Source organism: Mycobacterium shottsii (genome assembly GCF_010728525.1).
In the GTDB taxonomy this organism is placed as follows: domain Bacteria; phylum Actinomycetota; class Actinomycetes; order Mycobacteriales; family Mycobacteriaceae; genus Mycobacterium; species Mycobacterium marinum.
The window spans coordinates 5930645-5950834 of the sequence record NZ_AP022572.1; the positions used below are offsets into that span (position 1 = coordinate 5930645).

Sequence of the window (20190 nt, forward strand, 5' to 3'; positions counted from 1 at the left end):
CGCCTGAGGCCGCCCACACCTTCTGCAACACCTTGAGCGCATCCTAGGAGTACTTCGGATTGCGTTGCCGGCAAATCCGTTTGGCGACCTGCCGACCCGCTCCCGGCGGCGCGGCCGCCGCCCTCAACCGCCGCCGGGCGTTGTCACGCGACCAGCCGGTGACCGCCACCACCTGATCCAGAATCTGCCCCTTGCCCGCCTTCGGCGCCCCCACATACGCCCTGTCGAACTTCGCGGTGATCTCGGCCCGAGACGACATCGACAGCCCACTTCCCATGCCTGCTGAGGATCGACCGTTTCGCGGGCATTTTTACGTGATCCACCGAGGACGCTTCACGGGCATTTCTCGTGATGCTTGCCGGCGCTTCGCGGGCATTTTTCGTGATGCTTGCCGGGGCATTTTTCGTGATGCTTGCCGCGGCCTGCCCAAGAGATCTGACGTCAAGTATCACGGCGTGCTGGTGGGCATGGTGGACGACGTGGCTCCGGCGGCCAACGGGCGTCCCAACTACGTCCACATCAATCTCAAACCCGATTACGCCGCATCGATTCCGGCGGCGGTAACCGCTCGCGTCGTGCCCAGTAGCGTTTTCGCCGTGTCGTCGGTGCAGCTGATCGATGTCCCCGCACCGCGTGGTCACCAACCTGCCATCCGGACCGGGGCGCACATCCCCGAAGACAGCCGGCTACCCAGGGTACTTTTTCAAACCACCGTCAGTAAGCTGCGCGATCTGCTCGCTGCGGCCGGACGCGGTCGTGAGGATAACTCGCTGGGAATCCTCGCTGCGATCGCAGCCGCCACCGACCACCGCCGTGCGGACTTACTCAGCGGTGGAGCTCAGCTCAATCGCCTTCTCGATCAACTCAATTCGATCGTCGCCACCGATTCGGAACCCTCAACGGTCGCCGCGCTCATCGACGCGACCCGTGGATTGCAGGCCAGCGCACCCGAACTCGTCGAGGCGTTGCACCAGGCCGTGGAGCCGATGAAGACGTTCGCCGAGACCCGTGCACAGCTCGCCGCCCTGCTCGCCGGCGCCGACCACACCATCGGGACCGTGCAGCAATCGTTGGGCAACCACATCGATCAGCTGATCCAGATCACCACCGACTTCACTCCGGTGCTGGGCGTGCTGGCGCAGGAGTCCGACAATTTTCTGCCCGCGGTCATCAAACTGGACAACCTGGCCACCAAGTTCATGGACGAAGTCTGGATGCCCGAGAACAACACCGGAAACATGCGGGTGAACCTGTCGTTCACGCCCAGCCACTCATACACGCGCGCGGACTGCCCGCGCTACGGCGAACTCAAGGGGCCCAGCTGCTTCACGGCGCCGCTGGTTCCGGTCCGGCCCGATATACCGGAAGTGCTGCTGCCGCAGAACTATTAACCACCCAAAGATCTGGCACCGCCGCCGGGGACCGCCGTCGGGCCAGACGGCAACCTGGTGGCCCTCGGCCCGCCGCTGATCAACCCGAGCCCCAATCTGACCGATCCCAATCCACCGTTGCCCGCATGGTTAACTCCATCGCCGCGGGTGCCGGGGACCGGGGACCCTGACGATGCGCCACCCGCGCCACCAGGGCCCGCTGCGCCGTCGGCATTCGGCGGCAACGTCGGTCCCGTCGGCAGCCGCCAGGAGCGCGACGCACTCGCCCTGATCACTGGCCGGCCCGCCACCGTCGCCACCGAATTGCTGCTGGGACCGCTCGCCCGTGGGACGGTTGTGTCGCTACGTAATTCGGGTGCGGGTGGGGAGCCACGATGAAGTTTCGCGGTCCGCTCATCGGGCTTGCCCTATTCATGGTCGTTGCGGTGGCACTCACCTGGATGGTCTATGTCAGCCTGCGACGTGAAGTCGCCGGAAAGACCGTGGCGTATGCGGCGGTGTTCACCGACGTGTACGGGCTGCGTGAAGGCGACGACGTCCGCATGGCCGGCGTTCGGGTCGGCCGGGTCGAAAAGATCGACCTTGAAGGGAAACTGGCGAAGGTACGGTTCGTTGTACAAAACGAGCAACGACTCTTCGGCAACACGGTCGCCTCGGTGACCTACCAGAACATCGTCGGGCAACGTTACCTCGGGCTGTCGTTGGGCAAGAGGGGCAGTCCGGATCAGCTCGCGCCGGGCAGTGTCATCCCCGTGCAGCGCACCGAACCATCCTTCGACGTCACGGCGCTGCTCAACGGTTACGAGCCGCTGTTCAGCCTGTTGAACCCACGTGACGCCGACAACCTCACCAAGGGCATCATCGAGTCGCTGCAGGGCGACACCGCCTCGCTGGCCACATTGGTCAGCCAGACATCCACGCTCACCGAGACATTCGCCGGCCGCGACCAGGCGCTTGGCGATGTGATCACCAACCTGAACAAGGTGATCTACAACCTGGCTCAGCAGAACGACAACCTCGACGGCGTGATCACCGATACCCGGGAGGTGGTGTCCACCCTCGACCAGCGCCGTCCAGAGCTGGTTTCCTCAATCGGCTCCCTGGCCCGGGTACTAGAGCGACTATCCGCCTCCGCCAACGACGTATACCCGCAACTGCGTTAGTTCATCGACCGCCAGCCCGGCGCCACCCGCCATATTCTCAGCGTCGAGCCCCAGGTGGCATTCTTCGGCGACAACATTCCGCTGCTGTTGAAAGGACTAACCCGCGTAGGCAACCGGGGCGCCTACGACAACGCATACGTATGCGACATCAACGCCTTCGGATTCTTCCCCGGCCTCAACGACGTCATGCCGATCATCGTCAACGCCGCGACCCCGGGGAACCAAGCCCGGCACACGCCGCGATGCCGGAGCATGGCTGATGGCTGATTCATCGCTGCGCCAACGGCTTTCCGCGTTGCAGAGGCGCCCGCTGGAGAGCTACAACAAGACCTGGCTGGGGTTTGCCGCCGTCGCGGTGGTCGCGGTGGTGATCGCGGCCATGCTGGTGGTGCATCTGGTCGGAGCCGGATATCGGCGCTATACGGCGGAGTTTCTGCAGGCGGCTGCGCTGCGAGCCGGTAACCCGATCGCCATCGCGGGCATCCCGGTCGGCACCGTCACCAGCATGAGGCTCGTCGGTGATCACGTCGAGGCGGGTCTGCGGATCCGCGATGACGTGGTGCTGGGCAAGGACTCCACGGCCACCATCAGAGTCACCACCATTCTCGGATCCCGCTATCTGGCCATCGAGCCCGACGGCGCGGCGTCGCTTCCCGACAACACCTTCGACTTGGCACACACCCCGGTTCCCTACGATCTGCAGGCCGCGTTGAAAGACGCGACAACAACTTTCGAGCAGGTCGACTCGGACCGATTCGCGCAGTCGCTTACCGTGCTGGGCAGGCAGCTCGACAAGCTACCCCCGGTGGTGCCGCAGGCGGTGGCCAACATCGACTCGCTGTCCTCGATCATCGCCACCCGCCGCGATCAATTGGGCCAGCTGCTCGAGAGCACCGAGCAGGTCACCAATACCTTGCGTCGGCAGCTTTCCACCATCGGCGGCCTCGTCAACCGGGGACAGGACCTGATAGGCCAGTTCGTCGCGCGGCGCGCCGTCTTCCACGCGATGATGCGATCCCTCGACAGCTTCGTCGGCACCTTGCGCCAGATCATCGGCGACCGCCCGGGCGTGGATGCGCTGCTGAAAGACATGCGCGAGTTCACCGGTCTGTTGGCACAACACGACGACCTGTTGAGCAATCTGCTGCAGATCAGCCCGATCTTTTTCCGCGAGGCGACCAACATCACCGGCGATGGCAACGCCGTCAACTTCAACGCACCCAATGGCCTGCTGCTGGTGGATTCATGGATGTGTGCCATCAGCGGCCGCGCCGAGCAGTTCGGGATGATTCCCTAGTTCAAGGACTGCAAATGACAACCAGCAAGGTCAAGATCCTCGCCGTCGTCGCCGCCGTGCTGGCGGTGGTCGCGCTGGCCGGTGCCGGGTGGTGGCGGATGGGTGCGGATGATGACCCGATGACCGTGACAGCCCAGTTCGACAGCGCCTCGGGGCTGTATGAGGGCAACGTGGTGGCTGTCTTGGGTATGCCGGTCGGCCAGGTCACCAAGATCAGGCCCAAAGGCGGCTACGTCGAAGTCGAATTCACCATCGATCGCAAGGTCAAGATTCCCGCCGACGCCCAAGCCGTCACGGTGTCGACCTCCATCCTCACCGACCGGCAGATCGAGCTCACGCCGCCCTATCCGGGTGGCCCGGTGCTGCAAAGCCACGACACCATCGGCTTGACCCGCACCAAGAATCCCGTCGAATTCAGTCGGGTGCTCAGCGTTCTCGACAAGGTGACCAAGTCGCTGCGAGGCGATGGTCACGGCGGTGGTCCCGTCGCCGATGTGCTGAGCGGGGGCACCGAGATCGTCGACGGGAACGGCGCCAAGATCAAGGGAGCCCTTGACGCCCTGTCGCGGGCGCTCCGGCTCAGCAGCGACGGCGGCGCCCAGACCCGCGAACAGATCACGACGATCATCAGAAACGTCAGCTCCTTGTTCGACGCCGCAGCAGCCAACGACGCAAAGCTCCGGGAGTTTGCCTCGACGATCCATCAGGTCAGCCAGATTCTGGCCGACGAGGATATCGGCGGCGGCAACACCGGCAAGCGGCTCGATCAACTGGTGCAGCGTGCCGGTGACCAGCTCGACGCCAACCGCGAGGCGATCCGACAGACAGTTCTCAACGGCAACACCACATTGCAGACGGTCAGCGACCAGCAGCGGGATCTCGCGGAAATACTTGATCTCGCGCCGCTGGTGGCCGACAACGGGTACAACGCCATCGACCGGGCCAACGGTGCCGTTCGAGCTCACTTCCTCACCGACAGAATGATATTCGACAGCCAGCTGACCAAAGAGGTCTGCAACATGATGGGCTTGAGGCAGCTGGGATGCAGCACCGGGACCCTGCAGGATTTCGGGCCCGACTTCGGCCTGACCTTCGTGCTGGACGGCACGGCCGCCATGGGGCAGAAGTGATGAACGGGTTCGGGAAAGCCGCCGCCGCGATCGCGATGACCACGCTGCTCAGCTCCGGATGTGCCGCTAACGGCCTTGATAGCCTTCCTCTTCCGGCTCCGACACTGGGCTCCGGGGGTTACACGCTGACCGCAGTGTTCGCCGACGCGCTCAACCTGCCGATGAACGCGAAGGTCAAGCTCGCCGGCGCCGACGTCGGACAGGTCGAGTCAATGGTCGCGCGCAACTACACGGCGGTGACGAGGCTGCGCATTACCGATGACGTTCGGCTGCCTCGGGGCAGCACGGCGGAGTTGCGGACCGCCACCCCGCTCGGTGACGTGTTCGTGGCGTTGCGCCCACCCGCGGGAGCCGGTACCGAGGCGGCGATGTTGAAGGACGGCGACACCATCGGGTTGGATTCCACGACGGCGGCCGCAACCGTGGAATCGGTGCTGAGCTCTGCGGCAATCCTGGTCAACGGCGGAGCAATACGCAATTTCACCAACATGATCAACGGCTTCGGCAACGCCACGGGCGACCAGGGCCAGGCATTCGGAAATCTCATTCGCAAGTCCAACCGGCTGCTGGCCACGCTGGACTCGCGGTCTGAGCAGATCTCGACGGGCTTGAGCGAATTAGCCAGCCTGGCGGAACAACTCGATGCCAAGAACCAGGCCGTCACCGAGTTGATGGCCGCCGCCGAGCCTACCGCCGACGCCCTGGCCGCCAACACTAGGGAGCTGTCCAACCTGGTCGTCCAGGTCGGCGACACCACCCGCCTGATGGCCAGGTTCCCAGCATTGCGCGGAACCGACACCAGCGGCCGCAGCATGATCCGAGACCTCAACACGATTGCCGGGGCCGCCAACGACATCGCGGTCAGCCCCGACACCAGCTGGCTGGCCTTGAACCGGATGATCCCGCCGATGGTTAAATCCACTGCTGGGGGCGCACTTTAGGTGCGCGCCAGCGTGGACCGGTTGGTGCTCGGATCGATACCCGACATCGGCTTCCCCGGCGACGTCGGATTGCACGGACCGCACCGCTACAACTGGAACCAGTTCATCGGCTCGTTGAAGTACACCCTGTGGCGGCTGCAGGAACGAGTGGTCGGGCGCGGACCGGGTTCGCCGCAGCTGCCGGTGATGCCCGACCCGGAGGTTCCGGGCGAAATCCAGATCGCTCCTCCCCCGTCCCCCCAACCGCCGGGACCCCCACCGTGATCACGCCGATCGCCAATGCCGTTGTCCGCGTGGTGCGGGCGGGACATCGTCAGCAGACGTGGCTGTCAGTGGCGGGGCTGGTTCTCACCCTCGTCGTCGCGGCCGCATACTTGCTGGTAGGCGCGTTGCGGCTGACGCCGTTCGCCTCGAGCTACCGGGTTACCGTCTCGCTACCGGAATCCGGTGGCCTACTGCCCAATCAGGACGTCGCACTGCGTGGTGTGCGGATCGGACGAATCGAGTCGCTGCACCTCACCGAATCGGGTGTCGATGCCATCGCCAGCATCACGTCGCAGGTAAAGATTCCGGCGTCCAGCGCAGTTCATGTGTCGGCGCTGTCTCCGGCTGGTGAGCAGTTCCTCGATTTCGAACCCGAATCCGACACCGGGCCGTATCTAAGCGAGGGCGCAGGGATCGGAGTTGATCAGGCGAGGGTCCCGGTCAGCCTCGCGCAGTTGCTCGGTGATGCCAACGGATTGCTCGCGCAGATCGACCCGCACCAGGTCGAGCTGATCAAGAAGGAACTGAGCCTGAGCCAGGCGGGGCCGAAAAAGCTTGCCGCCATTGTTGATGGCGGCACGTTCCTGCTGTCGACGCTCGATTCGGTGTTGCCCGAAACCACCAGCATCATCAGGACCAGCCGGGTGGTGCTGAACCTGATAGCCGACAAGAATGCCGGACTGGCCGCGACCGCCGTGGCACTGGATCGGACCCTGGCCGGCGTGGCCAGAATGCAAGGCGGGTATCGGATCCTCACCGAGCGGACACCGCACACCCTGGCGGCCATCGACCACTTGTTCGCCGACAACTCCGACACGATGGTGCAGTTACTGGGCAGCATGGCTACCGCCGCGCAGCTGCTCTACCTGCGGGTACCGGCGCTCAACGCGCTGTTCCCCGACTATCGAGGATCGGTGCTGGACGCTCTGGCAAGCGCTTTCCACGACCACGGCGTCTGGGCGACGGCCGAACTCTATCCGCGCTACACCTGCGACTACGGCGCCCCGTCGTATCTGCCTTCGGCGGCCGGCTATCCCGAACCGTTCATGTACACCTACTGCCGCGACGACGACCCCGCGGTCTCGATTCGAGGAGCCAAGAACGCGCCGCGTCCGGGCGGTGACGATACTGCCGGACCACCGCCTGGGGCAGATCTGGGCCGGCGAACCGATCCAACGCCGCGGGGCCGCTTCACCATTCCCACCCCCTACGGGGGGCCGGTGCTGCCGATCGAACCGCCTCACTGAGAACGACACCACGTCCAAAGCAAGGAGATGATTGTGGTCGCTACCACGGAGAAAGACGACGAAACCCAGTCCGAGGAACCCGCTGCCTCGTCGGAGGACGACCAAGACACCGAAGACACCTCACAGACCCCAGACATCGAAGTCGACTCGGTTGAGCACGCCGAGGCCGAGTCCGCGGACGACGACGAGGACAACACGCTGCTGGCGGGCAAGCGCGAAAAGGCGGCGCGCCCAAGCAGTTCCTGGGTGCAGTATCTACGGCGCGGCGCAATGCCGCTGTTGCTCGCTGGTGCGCTGGCGCTTTCGGCATTCCTGGGCTGGCCAGCAATGGCAGCAGCACCAGGTGAAGCTGGCGGGCCAGCAGGCTCAACAGGCCGCCATCGCCTACGCCCAAGTGCTGACCAGCATTGATTCCAACAACGTCGACCAGAACTTCCGTCAGGTGCTCGACGGGGCGACCGGCGAATTCAAGGACATGTATACGCAGTCCAGCGTTCAGCTGCGCCAGTTGCTGATCGACAACAAGGCCAGTGCCCATGGCGTCGTGGTGGATTCCGCAGTTGCCTCCGAAACCGTGAACAAGGTCGTCGTGCTGGTCTTTGTCGACCAAACCGTGACCAACATGGCGGTACCGGACCCGCGCATCGATCGCAGCCGGATCAAGATGACCATGGAAAAGGTCGACGGACGCTGGCTGGCCAGCAAAGTCCAGCTGCTCTAAACCGTTCGGAGCCAACCCATGCCGATCACACGATTGCTCACGACACTGACGCTGGTCGTAGCGGCAGCAACCTCGGGGTTCGTCAGCCCGCCAACGGCGCGGGCATCAGCTTCGTCGTTCTGCGGGGAGCTCGGTGGGGACTGGGACGGCCAGTACTGCCATACCTCGGTGGTCTCCGAACACAAAGCGGTCCGCGATATCAAAGTGGCGGTGCCCGCTGACCTCATCGACGATGCGACGGCAGGTCCGGTGGTCCGCGACTATCTGCGCACCCTGGTCACCAACTGGAAATCTGTGGGCGCACAGATGGTCGCGGACAGCTTCGGCGAGGAGAACTACCAGGTGTTCCGGCACGGCAGCATGCTCAGCGCCGTGTTCCACGAGGATTACCACGCCGACGGCCCCAAGCCCAACAACGCCTATCGCACGTTCACCTTCGACACGGGGGGCGGGAGGCGAGTGCAGCTGGCGGACCTGACGACCTCGAATCCGCTTACCGCAATTCCCCCGCTGGGCCAGCCCTACATCCAGGCAGCACTCGATGCGGCCGCGCCACCGCACGACCCGGGAACCTACCCATTCGTCGCCGACCGTTGGACACCCGACAAGGTCTATTCCGGCGGCTACCGGGCTTGGGCACTAACCCCAGACGAATTGGTTCTCTACCTGCCCGACTACCCGGTGGGTCACGACGAGCCGATCGACTTCACGCCCGGGGCCGCGCAATGGTCCATGGACGGAGGAGCCGTCGTAGCGCACATCCCGCTCTCGGCACTGGGTCCCGTACTGCGCGGCTGAGTTACGCGTTGGCGTTGCCGGCGCGCCACTGCTCCCAGGGAATGTTCCAGTCGCCAAGCCCCTCGGTGCCGGGCAGCGTGCCTCCCACGGTGTTGACGACCTCGACGACGTCGCCGGTCTTGATGTGGTCATAGAACCACTCCGCGTTGCTGGGGCTCACATTCAGACACCCGTGGCTGGTGTTCGTGTGGCCCTGGGCACCGACCGACCACGGCGCGGAGTGCACATAGACACCGCTATAGGACAGCTGCGTGGCCCAATTGACATCGGTGCGGTACCCATTGGGTGAGTTGACCGGCACGCCGTAGGTCGAAGAGTCCATGATGATGTGCTTGAACCGCGCGCCCACGATGTAGATGCCATTGGCGGTCGGGGTGCTGTCCTTGCCCATCGAGGTCGGCATGGTCTTGACCACCTCGCCGTTGACCCGGATGGTCAGCAGCTTCGTGTTGTCGTCGGCGGTCGCAATCACCTCGTCGCCGATGGTGAAGTGCGTCTTGACGTTGTCCTCGCCGAACATGCCCTCGCCCAGATCGACACCGTAGGTGTTCACCGCGACATCAACGCTGGTCCCCGACTTCCAGAAGTACTCTGGGCGCCAACGCACCTCGCGGTTGTTGAGCCAGTAGAAGGCGCCCTCGACGGCCGGTTTGGTGGTGATCTTGATGGCCTTCTCGGCAGCCAGGCGGTTGGCGATGTTCTCGTCGAACCGGATCGCGACCGGCTCACCGACGCCGACAACCTCACCGTCGGCGGGACTCACGTACGGCATCGTCAGATGGGCCGGCGAACTGGTCTGGAACGTCATCTGGCGGGTCGCGGCACCGCCCAGGCCAAGCGCCTTGGCGTTGAGCGTATAGCGCCGGTTATATCCGAGCGGCTCGTCAGTCGACCAGTGCAGTCCGTCGGAGCTGAGTTTCCCGCTGATGGACTTGCCGCTCTCGTTGACCATGGTGACCGCGGCCAACACACCGTCGGAGACGCTCACGGTGACCGGTGCGTCCACGGTGACCCCGACGGCCCCGTCGGTCACCGATGCGGTGAGCTTGGGCACCAACAGGTCGGCAAACGGGGTGCCCTTGTTCTCGATCACCTTGGTCGCGGTGGGGGTAGCACTGCTGCCGCCGCAGGCGACGGTCAGCACAGCAACCGGGATCAGGATCGCAGCCAGCCACGATCGACGTCTGCTCAAAGGCGCCATCAAGTGACCTTCCAGATACTCACGCTTACTTTGGTCACCGCTGACCTCGGATTGTTACTAGCATTGTACTGCCTCATCACCGCCAGCTCGGCGAATGAGGCTCCGTTCCTGCGGTCCAGTATCGCACTGCACCCCGTGTGATCCGGAGATTTCCCTCTGCGCCGGGATGCCTGTTATTGTCGCAACGCGGTCTTGCCAGACCGATGCGCCGTTAGCTCAGTTGGTAGAGCAGCTGACTCTTAATCAGCGGGTCCGGGGTTCGAAACCCTGACGGCGCACTTCACGAAATGCCCCTTGTGGGAGCCACGATGCGGCGAGCGGCCTCTACGGCCGCTGCCCGTCGCCCCTCGATAACCGCGCGATCAGTAGCGACGGCATCGGGATGAGGCGACTGCGCCCAGGCCAGACCCACCCCAAACAACAGGACGAGCAAGTCCATCGGATGCCAGTGCGGGTCGACGTGGCCGGCAGCTTGGGCCGCTTCGATCACGCCGACGTCGCGCGCCTGGACCGATTCCACGCCCTCGACCTGCGGCGGGTCCAGGACCAAACCCTCTAGATTGGCCCAGGTAATCATGCGCAGGTGCTCGGGCCTGCGGCAGGCCAGGTCGTAGATGTCGCCGACGAACTCGGGGACCGCGTCGGGACGCAGCGTCACCGCGGCAAAGAACTCCTCCATGTCGGCGGCGACAACGCTGCGAAATAGCGCCTCCTTGTCCTGGAAGTGCGCGTAGAGCCGCTCCTTGCTCGCCTCGGCGGTCCGCGCGATGCGGTCGATCCGGGCACCGGCCAGGCCGTATTGCGCGAACTCGGACCGCGCGGCGGTCAGGATCGTCTCGCGAAGTTCAGCCGTGGTTCGCACAGCATGATCATAGCCATACGAACTAGTTCGTTTGATAGCGTGGTGGTCCGAGCACGAATCCGAGCGGAGGAAGCCATGAGCGGACGCATCGATACCGAGGCAATAATGAGCCCGCCGCGCCGAGTGGAGTTCCTGCGCGGTGCGCTAGACCGGACCCAAGACGGGATTGCGCCGCTTATCGACCTGTTTCGGCCCCATGTAACCGGCCTGGCAACACTGCCCGGCGACGGACGATTCTTGTTGGTGGGCAACCACACTCAGTTTTTCGGCGGTGAGGTGCTGCTGGTTCCGCACTTCGTTCGTCGGGCAATCGGCAGCCGAGTGCGTCCACTGGCCGATCGCCGGTTCGGGCGGCGCCGCGGCTTTGGTTACGACCTGATGACCGCCTACGGCGGCGTCGTCGGCGCCCCCGAAAGCGCACGAGAACTGATGCGGCACAACGAAACCATTCTGGTATTACCCGGCGGAGGCCGCGAGATCGCGAAATTCAAGGGCGAGGAATACCACTTGAATTGGAATGGGCGCAACGGATTCGCCCGCATCGCGGCCGAAAACGACTATCCGATCGTTCCGGTCGGACTGGTCGGCGGTGACGATGTCTACAAGAGCATGGTCACCCGCGACAGCGCGCTCGGCCGGCTCAGCCAAGCCGTCAGCGTGAAGCTGACCGGCCGCTCCGACATGGCGATGCCGTTGATGCGCGGGATGGGACCAACCCTGATCCCCCGCCCCCAACGGATGTACCTGCGTTTTGGCGAGCCGATCGACACGACGCAGCCGGTTGGGAGAGCGGCCCAGGAGTGGGTCGAGTCGGTGAAGAAAAGCACTCAGCACGCTCTGGAAACAATCCTGGCCGAGTTGCTGAGCATTCGCGCAGGCGACCCGTTCCGCGCGCTCAACCCGTTGTCCTGGGCGAGCGCGGCCAAAGCCGAAGCGACCAGCATCGCGAGCCAAAATTAGGGTGCCGCCGCAACTTTGGCAGCGCCCAGCCGACACCCGCCAGGCCTGGCCGACGCGCGCTGTCCAGGGGCCGACGAAAAGATCCGAGTCGGTGCTCGCGCACTCGGCCCGATGTATCACCTGCAACTCGAGCGGCTCTACAACAGCAAAGAGCAAGCCCTGGTGCCGATTCACCTGGCCTTCGCGTTTCGGGGGATGAACACCCATGGTCGCGCGCTCTACACGCTGGTGCATCGCGCACTGGCCGGGTACGACGAGGACGACTACAACGTGTGCGAGGGCGAGCAACTTTGCGCCATGGTGCTCGGATGGAACTTCGGCGACGGGCATCTACATAGCGAGTGCCTCATCGAGGCCCTACAGCAGCGGTGTGGATTCGAGCCGGGTGAGGTTCGGGTGGTGATTCTCGACTCGCAGCCCATCCATATCCAGCGCCAGCAGTACCGGCTCGTCGAGGCCGCCACTGGCGAGTTCGAGCGCGGTTACGTCGATGTGGCTGACATGGCCGAGGCCCAGCCCTGGGTCGATGACCTGCCGATACACGTCGAAAGCGGCACCGCGGCCGGAATGACCTGAGGGTACTGCGGTGGTGCCCAATCGCGTCGAGCGTGCCCCCAGGGCGTCGAGTGTGCGCTCAGGGTGGAAATCCGGCGATTTCCACGCCCTGGACGCACATCCGAAGCCGTCTCAGCGGTTCCTGATCTTGCGGATCACCACGACCACGACGACAGACCCGACCCCGACCAACGTCACGGTCACGGCCGGTTTGGTGACGAACTCGATCACCTTGGCCTTCACGTCGTCGGCCAGGCGGCGGGGGTTGGCACGCTCAACCAGCGAGTCGACGGTGGTCGCCAGCTGGTCGCGGGCGACGTCGATGTCCTGCTTGATGGTGTCGGGATCGCGGTCCGCCACGTGTCTGTCCTCCAAGTCTCCCGCTATCCGGCCTATACACCTGCCCGCACTACCCTAGATCAGCCGGTGCGAGTCCTAACGCTCCGGTGAACAGAAAGGGACCTACGTTGAGCGAGACCACACGCCTGGCGCCAGGCGACAAAGCGCCTGCATTCAGCCTGCCCGACGCCAACGGCAACAAGGTGTCACTGTCCGACTACAAGGGGCGCCGAGTGGTGGTGTACTTCTACCCGGCCGCTTCGACGCCCGGATGCACCAAACAGGCCTGCGATTTCCGCGACAACCTGAGCGAGTTGAACGAGGCCGGCCTCGACGTGGTCGGGATCTCCCCCGACAAGCCGGAGAAGCTGGCCAAATTCCGCGATGCCGAGGGGCTGACGTTCCCGCTGCTATCGGACCCCGACCGCAAGGTGTTGGCGGCCTACGGCGCCTACGGCGAGAAGATGATGTACGGCAAGACCGTCACCGGCGTGATCCGTTCCACGTTCGTCGTCGACGAAAGCGGCAAGATCGCCGTCGCCCAGTACAACGTGAAGGCGACCGGGCACGTCGCCAAACTCCGTCGCGACCTATCGGTCTAGTGGTCGCTCTAGTGGCGGCCGCAAGCGCGGCGTAGCCACGATCAAGGAGGTCGTCGAGCAGATCACGGCGTCCGATTGGTCAACACTCGCCGTCGCGACGGTGCTCGCGCAGGAATCGCATCGCGATGTCGCCGACTTGCTCAGCCTGGTCGAACCAGGGTGCATGACCGCCACCGACGATGTTCAGTTCGCCGTTCGGGATGAACTCCATCGCGCGCCGTGCCACCGCCACCGAACCGAACGGATCGTCGTCTCCCCAGATCATCTGGACCGGATGCCGAATGTCCGCCAACTGCTCACCGGTCAGGGAGATCTCCGGGCGGATTCGGCCGAACCGCATCACCGCACCGAGTAATCCGACAAAGCTGCCGACGTATGTCGGCAGCTGCTCGCATGCCAGCAACACATCGCGGACTTCGCCAAGGCCCGACACGTCCTCGTGCACCATCGCGAACACCCGGTCGACCTGCCGGTGTGAGGGAGTCTGAAGCGCCATCAGCATCCTGCCGATAGCGGAGATCGACATCACTCGCATCGGCAGAGGCGCCGTCGTTCCGAGGATGTGCGCCGGACAGGCCACCATGACTTGCGCATCAACGGTTCCCGGGTGGTCGAGGGAGAGCCATGCGCTCCACAGCGATCCCTGCGATTGCGTGATGAATGGCACGCTTTGCAGGCCGACGCCACCGAGGACCTGCGCCAAGAACTCGACGGCCAACGAACGCAGGGGTTTTGCGCTGTAGTCGACGCCATCGGTGAGTCCGAAGCCGGGAAGATCGACGGCGTAGAGCGTGTAGCCGGTCAGATGCGGCATCAGGGGCGCCCAGAACGCGGCGGGAACCATGCCGCCGATCACCATCATCAGCGGCGGACCTTCGCCAACGACCAGTACGTGCGCACGCCCACCAATCGCCGGGACATCGACGAATCGGGATTCTGCCCGCAGCCCGAAGCGCTCCAGCAAGCGGCGCTGCGCATCCTCGAATTCCTTTACGGATGCTCGGTTCTGCGCGCTGCGGCCCTGTCCGTTCGACCGCTTTCCGAGAAAGCCGGTCATGTATCCAAACGTACACCTCGACCGACCGGCACTTCATCGACAAAGCGACCGGGCACGTCGCCAAACTCCGTCGCGACCTAGGGGTGTGATCAAGCCAGGTTGGCCAGCAGCAGCGCCTCGGCCACCGCGGCTCGCTCCAGCACCCCCAGATGCAGGCTCTCGTTGACGCTGTGCGCCTGCGTCCCGGGATCCTCCACCCCGGTGACGAGGATCTTCGCGTCAGGAAACGCCTCGGCGAACTCGGCGATGAACGGGATCGATCCACCCATACCCATGTCGATCGGGTCGGCACCCCACGCCTGGCGGAACGCCGTGCGTGCGGCGTCATAGACCGGACCGCTGGCATCGATCGCGTAAGGCTGACCGATGTCGCCGTGCTCGACGCTTACCTGGGCTCCCCAGGGCGCATGCTTACGCAGGTGAGCTTCCACGGCATCGAGGTGCGCCGCGGCGTCCCCGCCAGGTGCGATCCGAATGCTGATCTTGGCGCGAGCCCGCGGAATCAACGTATTCGATGCTGCCGCAATGGAAGTGGTGTCGATACCGATCACGGTGATCGCCGGCTTCGCCCACAGCCGCTGGGGCACCGAACCTGACCCGATCTCGGTGACACCGTCGAGCAGACCCGAGTCCGCACGCACCCGCTCGGGCGGATAGTCAACGGCGGCGGCCGTGCTTTCGTGCAATCCGGCCACCGCCACGTTGCCGTCGTCATCGTGCAGGCTGGCCAGCAGCCGCACCAACACACTGAGCGCGTCGGGAACCACACCGCCCCACAAACCGGAGTGCAGCCCGTGGTCGAGGGTGGCCACTTCCACAACACAGTCAGCCATGCCACGCAGCGACACCGTCAGCGCCGGCACATCGGTGCTCCAATTGTCCGAATCCGCGATGACGATCACGTCGGCCGCCAGCACGTCGCCGTGAGCGGCCAGCAATCGGCCCAACGACGGCGAACCGGACTCCTCCTCGCCCTCCACGAAGACGGTCACACCCACCGGCGGTTTGCCATCGTGCGCCCGGAAGGCCGCCAAATGCGTTGCGATTCCCGCCTTGTCATCGGCCGTGCCACGCCCGTAAAGACGACCGTCGCGTTCGGTCGGCTCGAACGGGGCCGAGGCCCACTGATCGGGGTCGCCCTCGGGTTGGACATCGTGGTGGGCGTACAGCAGCACGGTCGGCGCGCCCGGCGGCGCCGGATGCTGCGCGATGACCGCCGGGGCACCACCTTCGCTGACGATCTGGACGTCATCAAAACCTGCCTGTGCTAACAGATCAGCTACCGCTTGAGCACTGCGATGGACCTCGGCGCGTCGCCCCGGATCGGCCCATACGGATTCGATCCGGACCAGCTTCTCAAGGTCCTGCCGCACCGACGGCAGCACCTCGCGCACACGCTCAACAAGATCAGTCATGACACTGAGGCTAACCAACGGGCTGGCTATGCTGAGCGCGTAATGGCGACACGCGGTCCCGACCCGACGGCGCCGCTCTGGCGGGCGGCGCAGCTGTTCCGGCTGCTGAGCTGCGGCTACGCACTCGGCTTCCACATCGCGATCAACTCAAACCTGCAGCGGCCGCTGCTGGGCTGGGCGCTGTTCGCGGTGCTGATCGGCTGGAGCGCAGCCTGCGCGGTCGCCTACCTGCGCGGCTTCGGCCGGCGGCCGGCCTGGGTGATCACCGAGATCGCCGTCGTCGTCGTGCTGATGCTGTCTACCAAGATGGTGGCCTCGGCACAGTGGGCCCTGGACAACCAGACCTGGCCGACCACGCTGTGGGCCAGCAACGCCACCACCTCGGCGGCACTGCAGTTCGGCCCGGCCGGCGGCATGTTGACCGGTATTGCGGTGACGGCCACCAACGAGGCCGTCAAGGGCTACGTCAACGTCAACCTTGGGCGCAGCGCGACCATCGTGATCGAACTGGCGGTCGGCCTGGCGGTCGGCATGGCCGCCCGCACCGCCCGGCGCGCCCACGCCGATCTACAACGAGCGGCTCAGCTGTCGGCCGCATTGCAGGAGCGGGAGCGGCTCTCCCGGCAGGTCCACGACGGCGTCATCCAGGTGCTGGCGCTAGTCTCTCGGCGCGGGCACGAAATCGGTGGCCCCACATCCAAGTTAGCCGAACTCGCCAGCGAGCAGGAACGCGCGCTGCGCCGATGGATAATCTCCACCGACACCGACCGTGACGGCAACACCCGCAGCGTCGACCTGTGTGCCCTGTTGCGGCGCAGGGCGTCCGACCGGGTATCGATGAGCTTGCCGGGATCTCCGGTGACACTGACGCGGGAGGTCGCCACCGAGCTGGATGCGGCGGTGGGCAACGCCCTCGACAACGTGCGCCTGCATGCCGGGCCGAGCGCCCGCGCATTCGTGCTGCTCGAAGATCTCGGCGACTCGGTCACCGTCAGCGTCCGCGACGACGGCGTGGGCATTGACCCGGGGCGACTTGACGAGGCCGCCGGCCAGGGGCATCTGGGCATCTCGATGTCGATTGTGGGACGGCTGGCGGCCCTGGGTGGCACCGCAGAACTGAGCACGGACCAGGGCGAGGGCACCGAATGGGAGATGCGGGTGCCACGCCGGGAAGGATCGTCATGAGTGAGCACGAATCGCCGACGGTGATGGTCGTCGACGACCATCCGATCTGGCGTGACGCGGTTGCCCGCGATCTCTCCGATGACGGCTTCGCAGTGGTCGCCACGGCCGACGGGGTGGCGACGGCGCAACGGCGGGCCGCAATCGTCAAGCCCGACGTGGTGGTGATGGACATGCGGCTGGCCGACGGCGATGGTGTGCAGGCAACCACGGAGGTGCTCAAGGTCTCGCCCGCGACCCGCGTGCTGGTGCTGTCGGCCTCCGACGAACGCGAGGACGTCCTGGAAGCCGTCAAGGCGGGGGCAACCGGATACCTGGTCAAGAGCGCGTCGAAGGCCGAACTCGCCGATGCGGTGCACGCCACCGCCGCGGGGCAAGCCGTCTTCACCCCGAGCCTGGCCGGGCTGGTCTTGGGCGAGTATCGGCGTATCGCGCAAACCGCGGACTCGAGCCAGGATCGGCCCAGCCTGACCGACCGGGAGACCGAGATACTGCGCTACGTCGCAAAAGGACTGTCCGCCAAGCAGATTGCCGAAAAGCTCTCGTTGAGCCACCGGACGGTCGAAAACCACGTCCAGGCGACGTTCCGCAAGCTGCAGGTCGCCAACCGGGTGGAGCTGACCCGCTACGCGATTGAGCACGGGCTGGACAAGTAGCCGCCCGGTTTGCGTAGTCCTACTCATCCATGCCGGGGCCAGGAACGGCAGAGTAATCGACATGACCGAATCGCAGCACGCTGTCATCAGTCGACTCTCCGCGGAATTCGACTCATTGGCTCGTCAGATGGCCCGCGTTTCCGGCGAACTCAGCCAGCTTGACCGCCTGATCTCCGATTCGGTCGGCGCGCCCCACCCCGCTGAGGCCGCGCCGCCGCAACCGCAACCCCAGCCTGTGGCTCCGTACTGGTACCCCTACTGGCAGCAGTGGGCACCCGTGGCACCAGCACCCGCCGCGGCGCCGCCACGCCAGTACGCTCCCCCACCCCCCGCGCGCCCGGCCCCCCACGGCCCACCGGCTCCGACACCGGCCGCGGCACCAGTCTCCCCGCCGCGGCGCCCCGCCGAGAGCACCGAGTCCGGCTGGATCGGCAAGCTGCTAGCGGTCGCGGGAGTGGCGGTCACGTTGACCGGCGTGGCGCTGTTGCTGGTCCTCGCCGCGCAAGCCGGGCTGCTGCGACCCGAGATCCGGGTCGCCGGTGGCACGGCGTTGTCGCTCGCGCTCGTCGGCGTGGCCGTCCGGCTGCGCGGCCGCCCCGGTGGACGCATCGGTGCGATCGCGTTGGCCGCCACCGGTATTGCAACCGCCTACCTGGACGTCATCGCGGCGACCACCATCTACCAGTGGGTGCCGGCGCCCGCCGGGCTGGTGCTGGCCGCGCTGGTCGGTGGGGCGGGACTTGCGCTGGCCCGCCGCTGGGATTCCGAGCACCTGGGGCTACTGGTGCTGGTGCCGTTGATCGGGCTGGCGCCCGTGCTCACCCGAGGTGCCGATCTCTTGCTGGTGAGCTTCATGCTGGCGCTGTCGGCCGCAGCGCTACCGGTGCAACTGGGCAAGGATTGGGTCTGGCTGCACGCCGCGCGCGTCGCGGCACCCACCGTGCCCCTGTTGATCGCCCTGGTGGCGGCCGGCAAGCACGACAACACCTGGCTGCTGGGCGCGGCCTGCGGTGTCGCGGCGATCCTTGCCATCGTGAGCGGCCTGATCGTGTTGCCGGGCGGCAAGAACGCCGCCGCCCTGGCCGTGCTCACGGTGGTCGGGACCCTGCCCGTCTTGGCCGCCGCCGTCGCGGTCGATCGCGTGTTTGCCGCGCTGCTGGCCGGCACCCTGGCCGCGGCACTGTTGGCAATCGTTCTGGTAGGCAGTGAACTTCCCACCATTTTCACCCGGGTCTTGGCGGCATGGTCGGCAATCTCGGCGCTGGTCGCCGTTACCGTTGCCTTCGACGGCCACGTCGAGGGGCCGATCCTGCTCGCCCTTGCCATCGTCGTCGCGGTCGCCGGTCGCCACGACCGCATAGCGCTCTGGGCCGCAGCGGGTTTCGGCATCGTCGGCCTCGGCCTGTACTACAGCTATGCGCCGCTGCATGCGCTGCTGACAGCGACGGTGATGCCGACCTCGATCGCGGTGTCCACCTTGGCCGCCAGCCTGCTCAGCATCGCATTTGTCGTTGCGATGAGCAGGGCGTGTGCCGGCATCGGAGGCCAGAATCGCGACATCCGCCGAATCCTGACCGCCGTCGGCGGGGTGCTGGTGATCTATGCCGTCACCGCGTTTACGGTCACCGCCGGTGTCCTGATCGCCGGCACCGAGGCGGGCTTCCTGGCCGGCCACATGGCGGCCACCATCTGCTGGATCGCCGTAGCGGCGGCGCTGTTCGTCTACGCACTGCGAGTGGCAGACCGGGAACGCCGCACCGCCCCGATCAGCGCCGGGCTGGCGCTCACCGGGGCCGCCACCGCCAAGCTGTTCCTGTTCGATCTCGCCACGCTCGACAGCATCTTCCGGGTCGCGGCGTTCATCGTGGTCGGCCTGGTGCTGCTGGCGATGGGAACCGGATACGCGCGCAGCCTCGCGCGCTAGCACCCTGGCGAGCAGACGCGAAATCGCACGGGATCGGAGATTCCGATGCGATTTCGCGTTTGCTCGCCGGAGATCAACTGGTCTCGAGAATGGCCACGGCGGCCGCCGTATCCCCCTCGTGGGTCAACGACACATGGATCGTCACATCGGCCAGGTGCTTGGCGATCTCCCCGGTGAGACGCACCCGCGGCCGTCCCCACATGTCGGTGACCACCTCGATGTCGCGGTGGATGTCTTCGGGCAGCACCGGCCGCTGCGCGAACCGTGATCCAGACCAGGCCTTGATCACCGCTTCCTTGGCGGCCCAACGGGCCGCCAAGTGCCGCGCCGCCGACGAACTCTTATCGGAGGCGTCGCGGCGCTCACCGGGGGTGAAGGTCGCAGCGAACGCCGTTCCCGGCTGATCGAACTGCTCGGCGAAATCAGGAATGGAGACGAGGTCGATCCCGACGCCGACGATGCCCATGGATCGCCACGTTAATCGA

The 20190-nt window shown here is 65.6% G+C and carries 16 protein-coding genes, 1 tRNA gene and 5 pseudogenes; 15 read left to right on the plus strand and 7 right to left on the minus strand.

Going from position 1 to position 20190, the window contains the following annotated elements:
• Positions 1-43: 43 nt before the first annotated feature.
• Positions 44-259, minus strand: coding sequence for a hypothetical protein (locus G6N41_RS27420; RefSeq protein ID WP_198968080.1), 216 nt, complete (start codon positions 257-259; stop codon positions 44-46).
• 115 nt (positions 260-374) lie between these two features.
• On the opposite strand from G6N41_RS27420, the pseudogene G6N41_RS27425 reads away from it, so the two are divergent.
• From G6N41_RS27425 to G6N41_RS27460, 8 genes and pseudogenes are all read left to right on the plus strand, one after another.
• Positions 375-1769: pseudogene (locus tag G6N41_RS27425) on the plus strand (MlaD family protein).
• A pseudogene (locus G6N41_RS27430) lies at positions 1766-2821 on the plus strand (MlaD family protein). The pseudogenes G6N41_RS27425 and G6N41_RS27430 overlap by 4 nt, the downstream one beginning before the upstream one ends.
• Positions 2814-3851: an MCE family protein gene (locus G6N41_RS27435; protein WP_198966223.1), complete on the plus strand. Its 1038-nt coding sequence runs from the start codon at positions 2814-2816 to the stop codon at positions 3849-3851. Before G6N41_RS27430 ends, G6N41_RS27435 begins: the two are co-directional and overlap by 8 nt.
• A gap of 14 nt (positions 3852-3865) precedes the next feature.
• Positions 3866-4981, plus strand: a complete 1116-nt coding sequence (locus G6N41_RS27440; protein ID WP_198966224.1) for an MCE family protein — start codon at positions 3866-3868, stop codon at positions 4979-4981.
• Positions 4981-6186 (plus strand): annotated as a pseudogene (locus tag G6N41_RS27445) (MlaD family protein). The gene G6N41_RS27440 and the pseudogene G6N41_RS27445 overlap by 1 nt, the downstream one beginning before the upstream one ends.
• A complete protein-coding gene (locus G6N41_RS27450) occupies positions 6183-7433 on the plus strand; it encodes an MlaD family protein (RefSeq protein ID WP_198966225.1) in 1251 nt (416 codons plus the stop codon). The pseudogene G6N41_RS27445 and the gene G6N41_RS27450 overlap by 4 nt, the downstream one beginning before the upstream one ends.
• A gap of 27 nt (positions 7434-7460) precedes the next feature.
• Positions 7461-8154 (plus strand): annotated as a pseudogene (locus tag G6N41_RS27455) (tetratricopeptide repeat protein).
• Positions 8155-8172: 18 nt separating this feature from the next.
• Positions 8173-8952, plus strand: coding sequence for a mannan-binding family protein (locus tag G6N41_RS27460; RefSeq protein WP_198966226.1), 780 nt, complete (start codon positions 8173-8175; stop codon positions 8950-8952).
• A 1-nt stretch (position 8953) separates the two neighbouring features.
• Here the strand turns inward: G6N41_RS27460 and G6N41_RS27465 are convergent, their stop codons facing one another.
• Complete coding sequence (locus G6N41_RS27465) at positions 8954-10153, minus strand: L,D-transpeptidase (RefSeq protein ID WP_198968053.1); 1200 nt, start codon at positions 10151-10153, stop codon at positions 8954-8956.
• Between the two features lie 205 nt (positions 10154-10358).
• Here G6N41_RS27465 and G6N41_RS27470 point away from each other — a divergent pair.
• Positions 10359-10431, plus strand: a tRNA-Lys gene (locus tag G6N41_RS27470).
• A gap of 2 nt (positions 10432-10433) precedes the next feature.
• On the opposite strand, the gene G6N41_RS27475 is transcribed toward G6N41_RS27470, so the two are convergent.
• Positions 10434-11015 carry a TetR/AcrR family transcriptional regulator gene (locus G6N41_RS27475; RefSeq protein ID WP_015356608.1) on the minus strand — a complete coding sequence of 194 codons (582 nt, stop codon included), beginning with the start codon at positions 11013-11015 and terminating at the stop codon, positions 10434-10436.
• A gap of 75 nt (positions 11016-11090) precedes the next feature.
• Here G6N41_RS27475 and G6N41_RS27480 point away from each other — a divergent pair, with 75 nt between their 5' ends.
• Positions 11091-11975 carry a lysophospholipid acyltransferase family protein gene (locus G6N41_RS27480; protein WP_198968054.1) on the plus strand — a complete coding sequence of 295 codons (885 nt, stop codon included), beginning with the start codon at positions 11091-11093 and terminating at the stop codon, positions 11973-11975.
• Positions 11976-12038: 63 nt separating this feature from the next.
• Positions 12039-12551: pseudogene (locus tag G6N41_RS27485) on the plus strand (DUF3556 domain-containing protein); the annotation flags it as partial.
• A 111-nt stretch (positions 12552-12662) separates the two neighbouring features.
• Here the strand turns inward: G6N41_RS27485 and G6N41_RS27490 are convergent.
• On the minus strand, positions 12663-12890 hold the full coding sequence (locus tag G6N41_RS27490) for a DUF3618 domain-containing protein (RefSeq protein WP_012395549.1): 228 nt from the start codon (positions 12888-12890) through the stop codon (positions 12663-12665).
• Between the two features lie 107 nt (positions 12891-12997).
• Here G6N41_RS27490 and bcp point away from each other — a divergent pair, with 107 nt between their 5' ends.
• Positions 12998-13471, plus strand: a complete 474-nt coding sequence (gene bcp / locus G6N41_RS27495; RefSeq protein ID WP_020730166.1) for a thioredoxin-dependent thiol peroxidase — start codon at positions 12998-13000, stop codon at positions 13469-13471.
• A gap of 79 nt (positions 13472-13550) precedes the next feature.
• Here the strand turns inward: bcp and G6N41_RS27500 are convergent, their stop codons facing one another.
• Both G6N41_RS27500 and G6N41_RS27505 read right to left on the minus strand, forming a co-directional pair.
• Positions 13551-14528 carry an alpha/beta fold hydrolase gene (locus G6N41_RS27500; protein WP_198966227.1) on the minus strand — a complete coding sequence of 326 codons (978 nt, stop codon included), beginning with the start codon at positions 14526-14528 and terminating at the stop codon, positions 13551-13553.
• Positions 14529-14617: 89 nt separating this feature from the next.
• Positions 14618-15943 (minus strand): dipeptidase, encoded by a 1326-nt coding sequence (locus tag G6N41_RS27505; protein WP_198966228.1) that lies wholly within the window; start codon positions 15941-15943, stop codon positions 14618-14620.
• A gap of 42 nt (positions 15944-15985) precedes the next feature.
• Here G6N41_RS27505 and macS point away from each other — a divergent pair, with 42 nt between their 5' ends.
• The 3 genes from macS to G6N41_RS27520 all read left to right on the plus strand — a co-directional run bounded on the left by macS (position 15986) and on the right by G6N41_RS27520 (position 19705).
• Positions 15986-17128: a MacS family sensor histidine kinase gene (gene macS / locus G6N41_RS27510; protein ID WP_198966229.1), complete on the plus strand. Its 1143-nt coding sequence runs from the start codon at positions 15986-15988 to the stop codon at positions 17126-17128.
• On the plus strand, positions 17125-17781 hold the full coding sequence (locus G6N41_RS27515; protein WP_198966230.1) for a response regulator: 657 nt from the start codon (positions 17125-17127) through the stop codon (positions 17779-17781). The genes macS and G6N41_RS27515 overlap by 4 nt, the downstream gene beginning before the upstream one ends.
• A gap of 61 nt (positions 17782-17842) precedes the next feature.
• On the plus strand, positions 17843-19705 hold the full coding sequence (locus G6N41_RS27520; protein ID WP_198966231.1) for a DUF2339 domain-containing protein: 1863 nt from the start codon (positions 17843-17845) through the stop codon (positions 19703-19705).
• A gap of 73 nt (positions 19706-19778) precedes the next feature.
• Here G6N41_RS27520 and acpS read toward each other — a convergent pair whose 3' ends face one another.
• A complete protein-coding gene (gene acpS, locus G6N41_RS27525) occupies positions 19779-20171 on the minus strand; it encodes a holo-ACP synthase AcpS (RefSeq protein ID WP_198966232.1) in 393 nt (130 codons plus the stop codon).
• Between the last annotated feature and the right edge of the window lie 19 nt (positions 20172-20190).

Coding starts and splice junctions, on each gene's coding strand:
- acpS (WP_198966232.1), bottom strand. CDS start 20,171: ATGGGCATCGTCGGCGTCGGGATCGACCTCGTCTCCATTCCTGATTTC.
- G6N41_RS27440 (WP_198966224.1), top strand. CDS start 3,866: ATGACAACCAGCAAGGTCAAGATCCTCGCCGTCGTCGCCGCCGTGCTG.
- G6N41_RS27465 (WP_198968053.1), bottom strand. CDS start 10,153: ATGGCGCCTTTGAGCAGACGTCGATCGTGGCTGGCTGCGATCCTGATC.
- G6N41_RS27500 (WP_198966227.1), bottom strand. CDS start 14,528: ATGACCGGCTTTCTCGGAAAGCGGTCGAACGGACAGGGCCGCAGCGCG.
- G6N41_RS27420 (WP_198968080.1), bottom strand. CDS start 259: ATGTCGTCTCGGGCCGAGATCACCGCGAAGTTCGACAGGGCGTATGTG.
- G6N41_RS27460 (WP_198966226.1), top strand. CDS start 8,173: ATGCCGATCACACGATTGCTCACGACACTGACGCTGGTCGTAGCGGCA.
- macS (WP_198966229.1), top strand. CDS start 15,986: ATGGCGACACGCGGTCCCGACCCGACGGCGCCGCTCTGGCGGGCGGCG.
- G6N41_RS27505 (WP_198966228.1), bottom strand. CDS start 15,943: ATGACTGATCTTGTTGAGCGTGTGCGCGAGGTGCTGCCGTCGGTGCGG.
- G6N41_RS27480 (WP_198968054.1), top strand. CDS start 11,091: ATGAGCGGACGCATCGATACCGAGGCAATAATGAGCCCGCCGCGCCGA.
- G6N41_RS27515 (WP_198966230.1), top strand. CDS start 17,125: ATGAGTGAGCACGAATCGCCGACGGTGATGGTCGTCGACGACCATCCG.
- G6N41_RS27435 (WP_198966223.1), top strand. CDS start 2,814: ATGGCTGATTCATCGCTGCGCCAACGGCTTTCCGCGTTGCAGAGGCGC.
- G6N41_RS27520 (WP_198966231.1), top strand. CDS start 17,843: ATGACCGAATCGCAGCACGCTGTCATCAGTCGACTCTCCGCGGAATTC.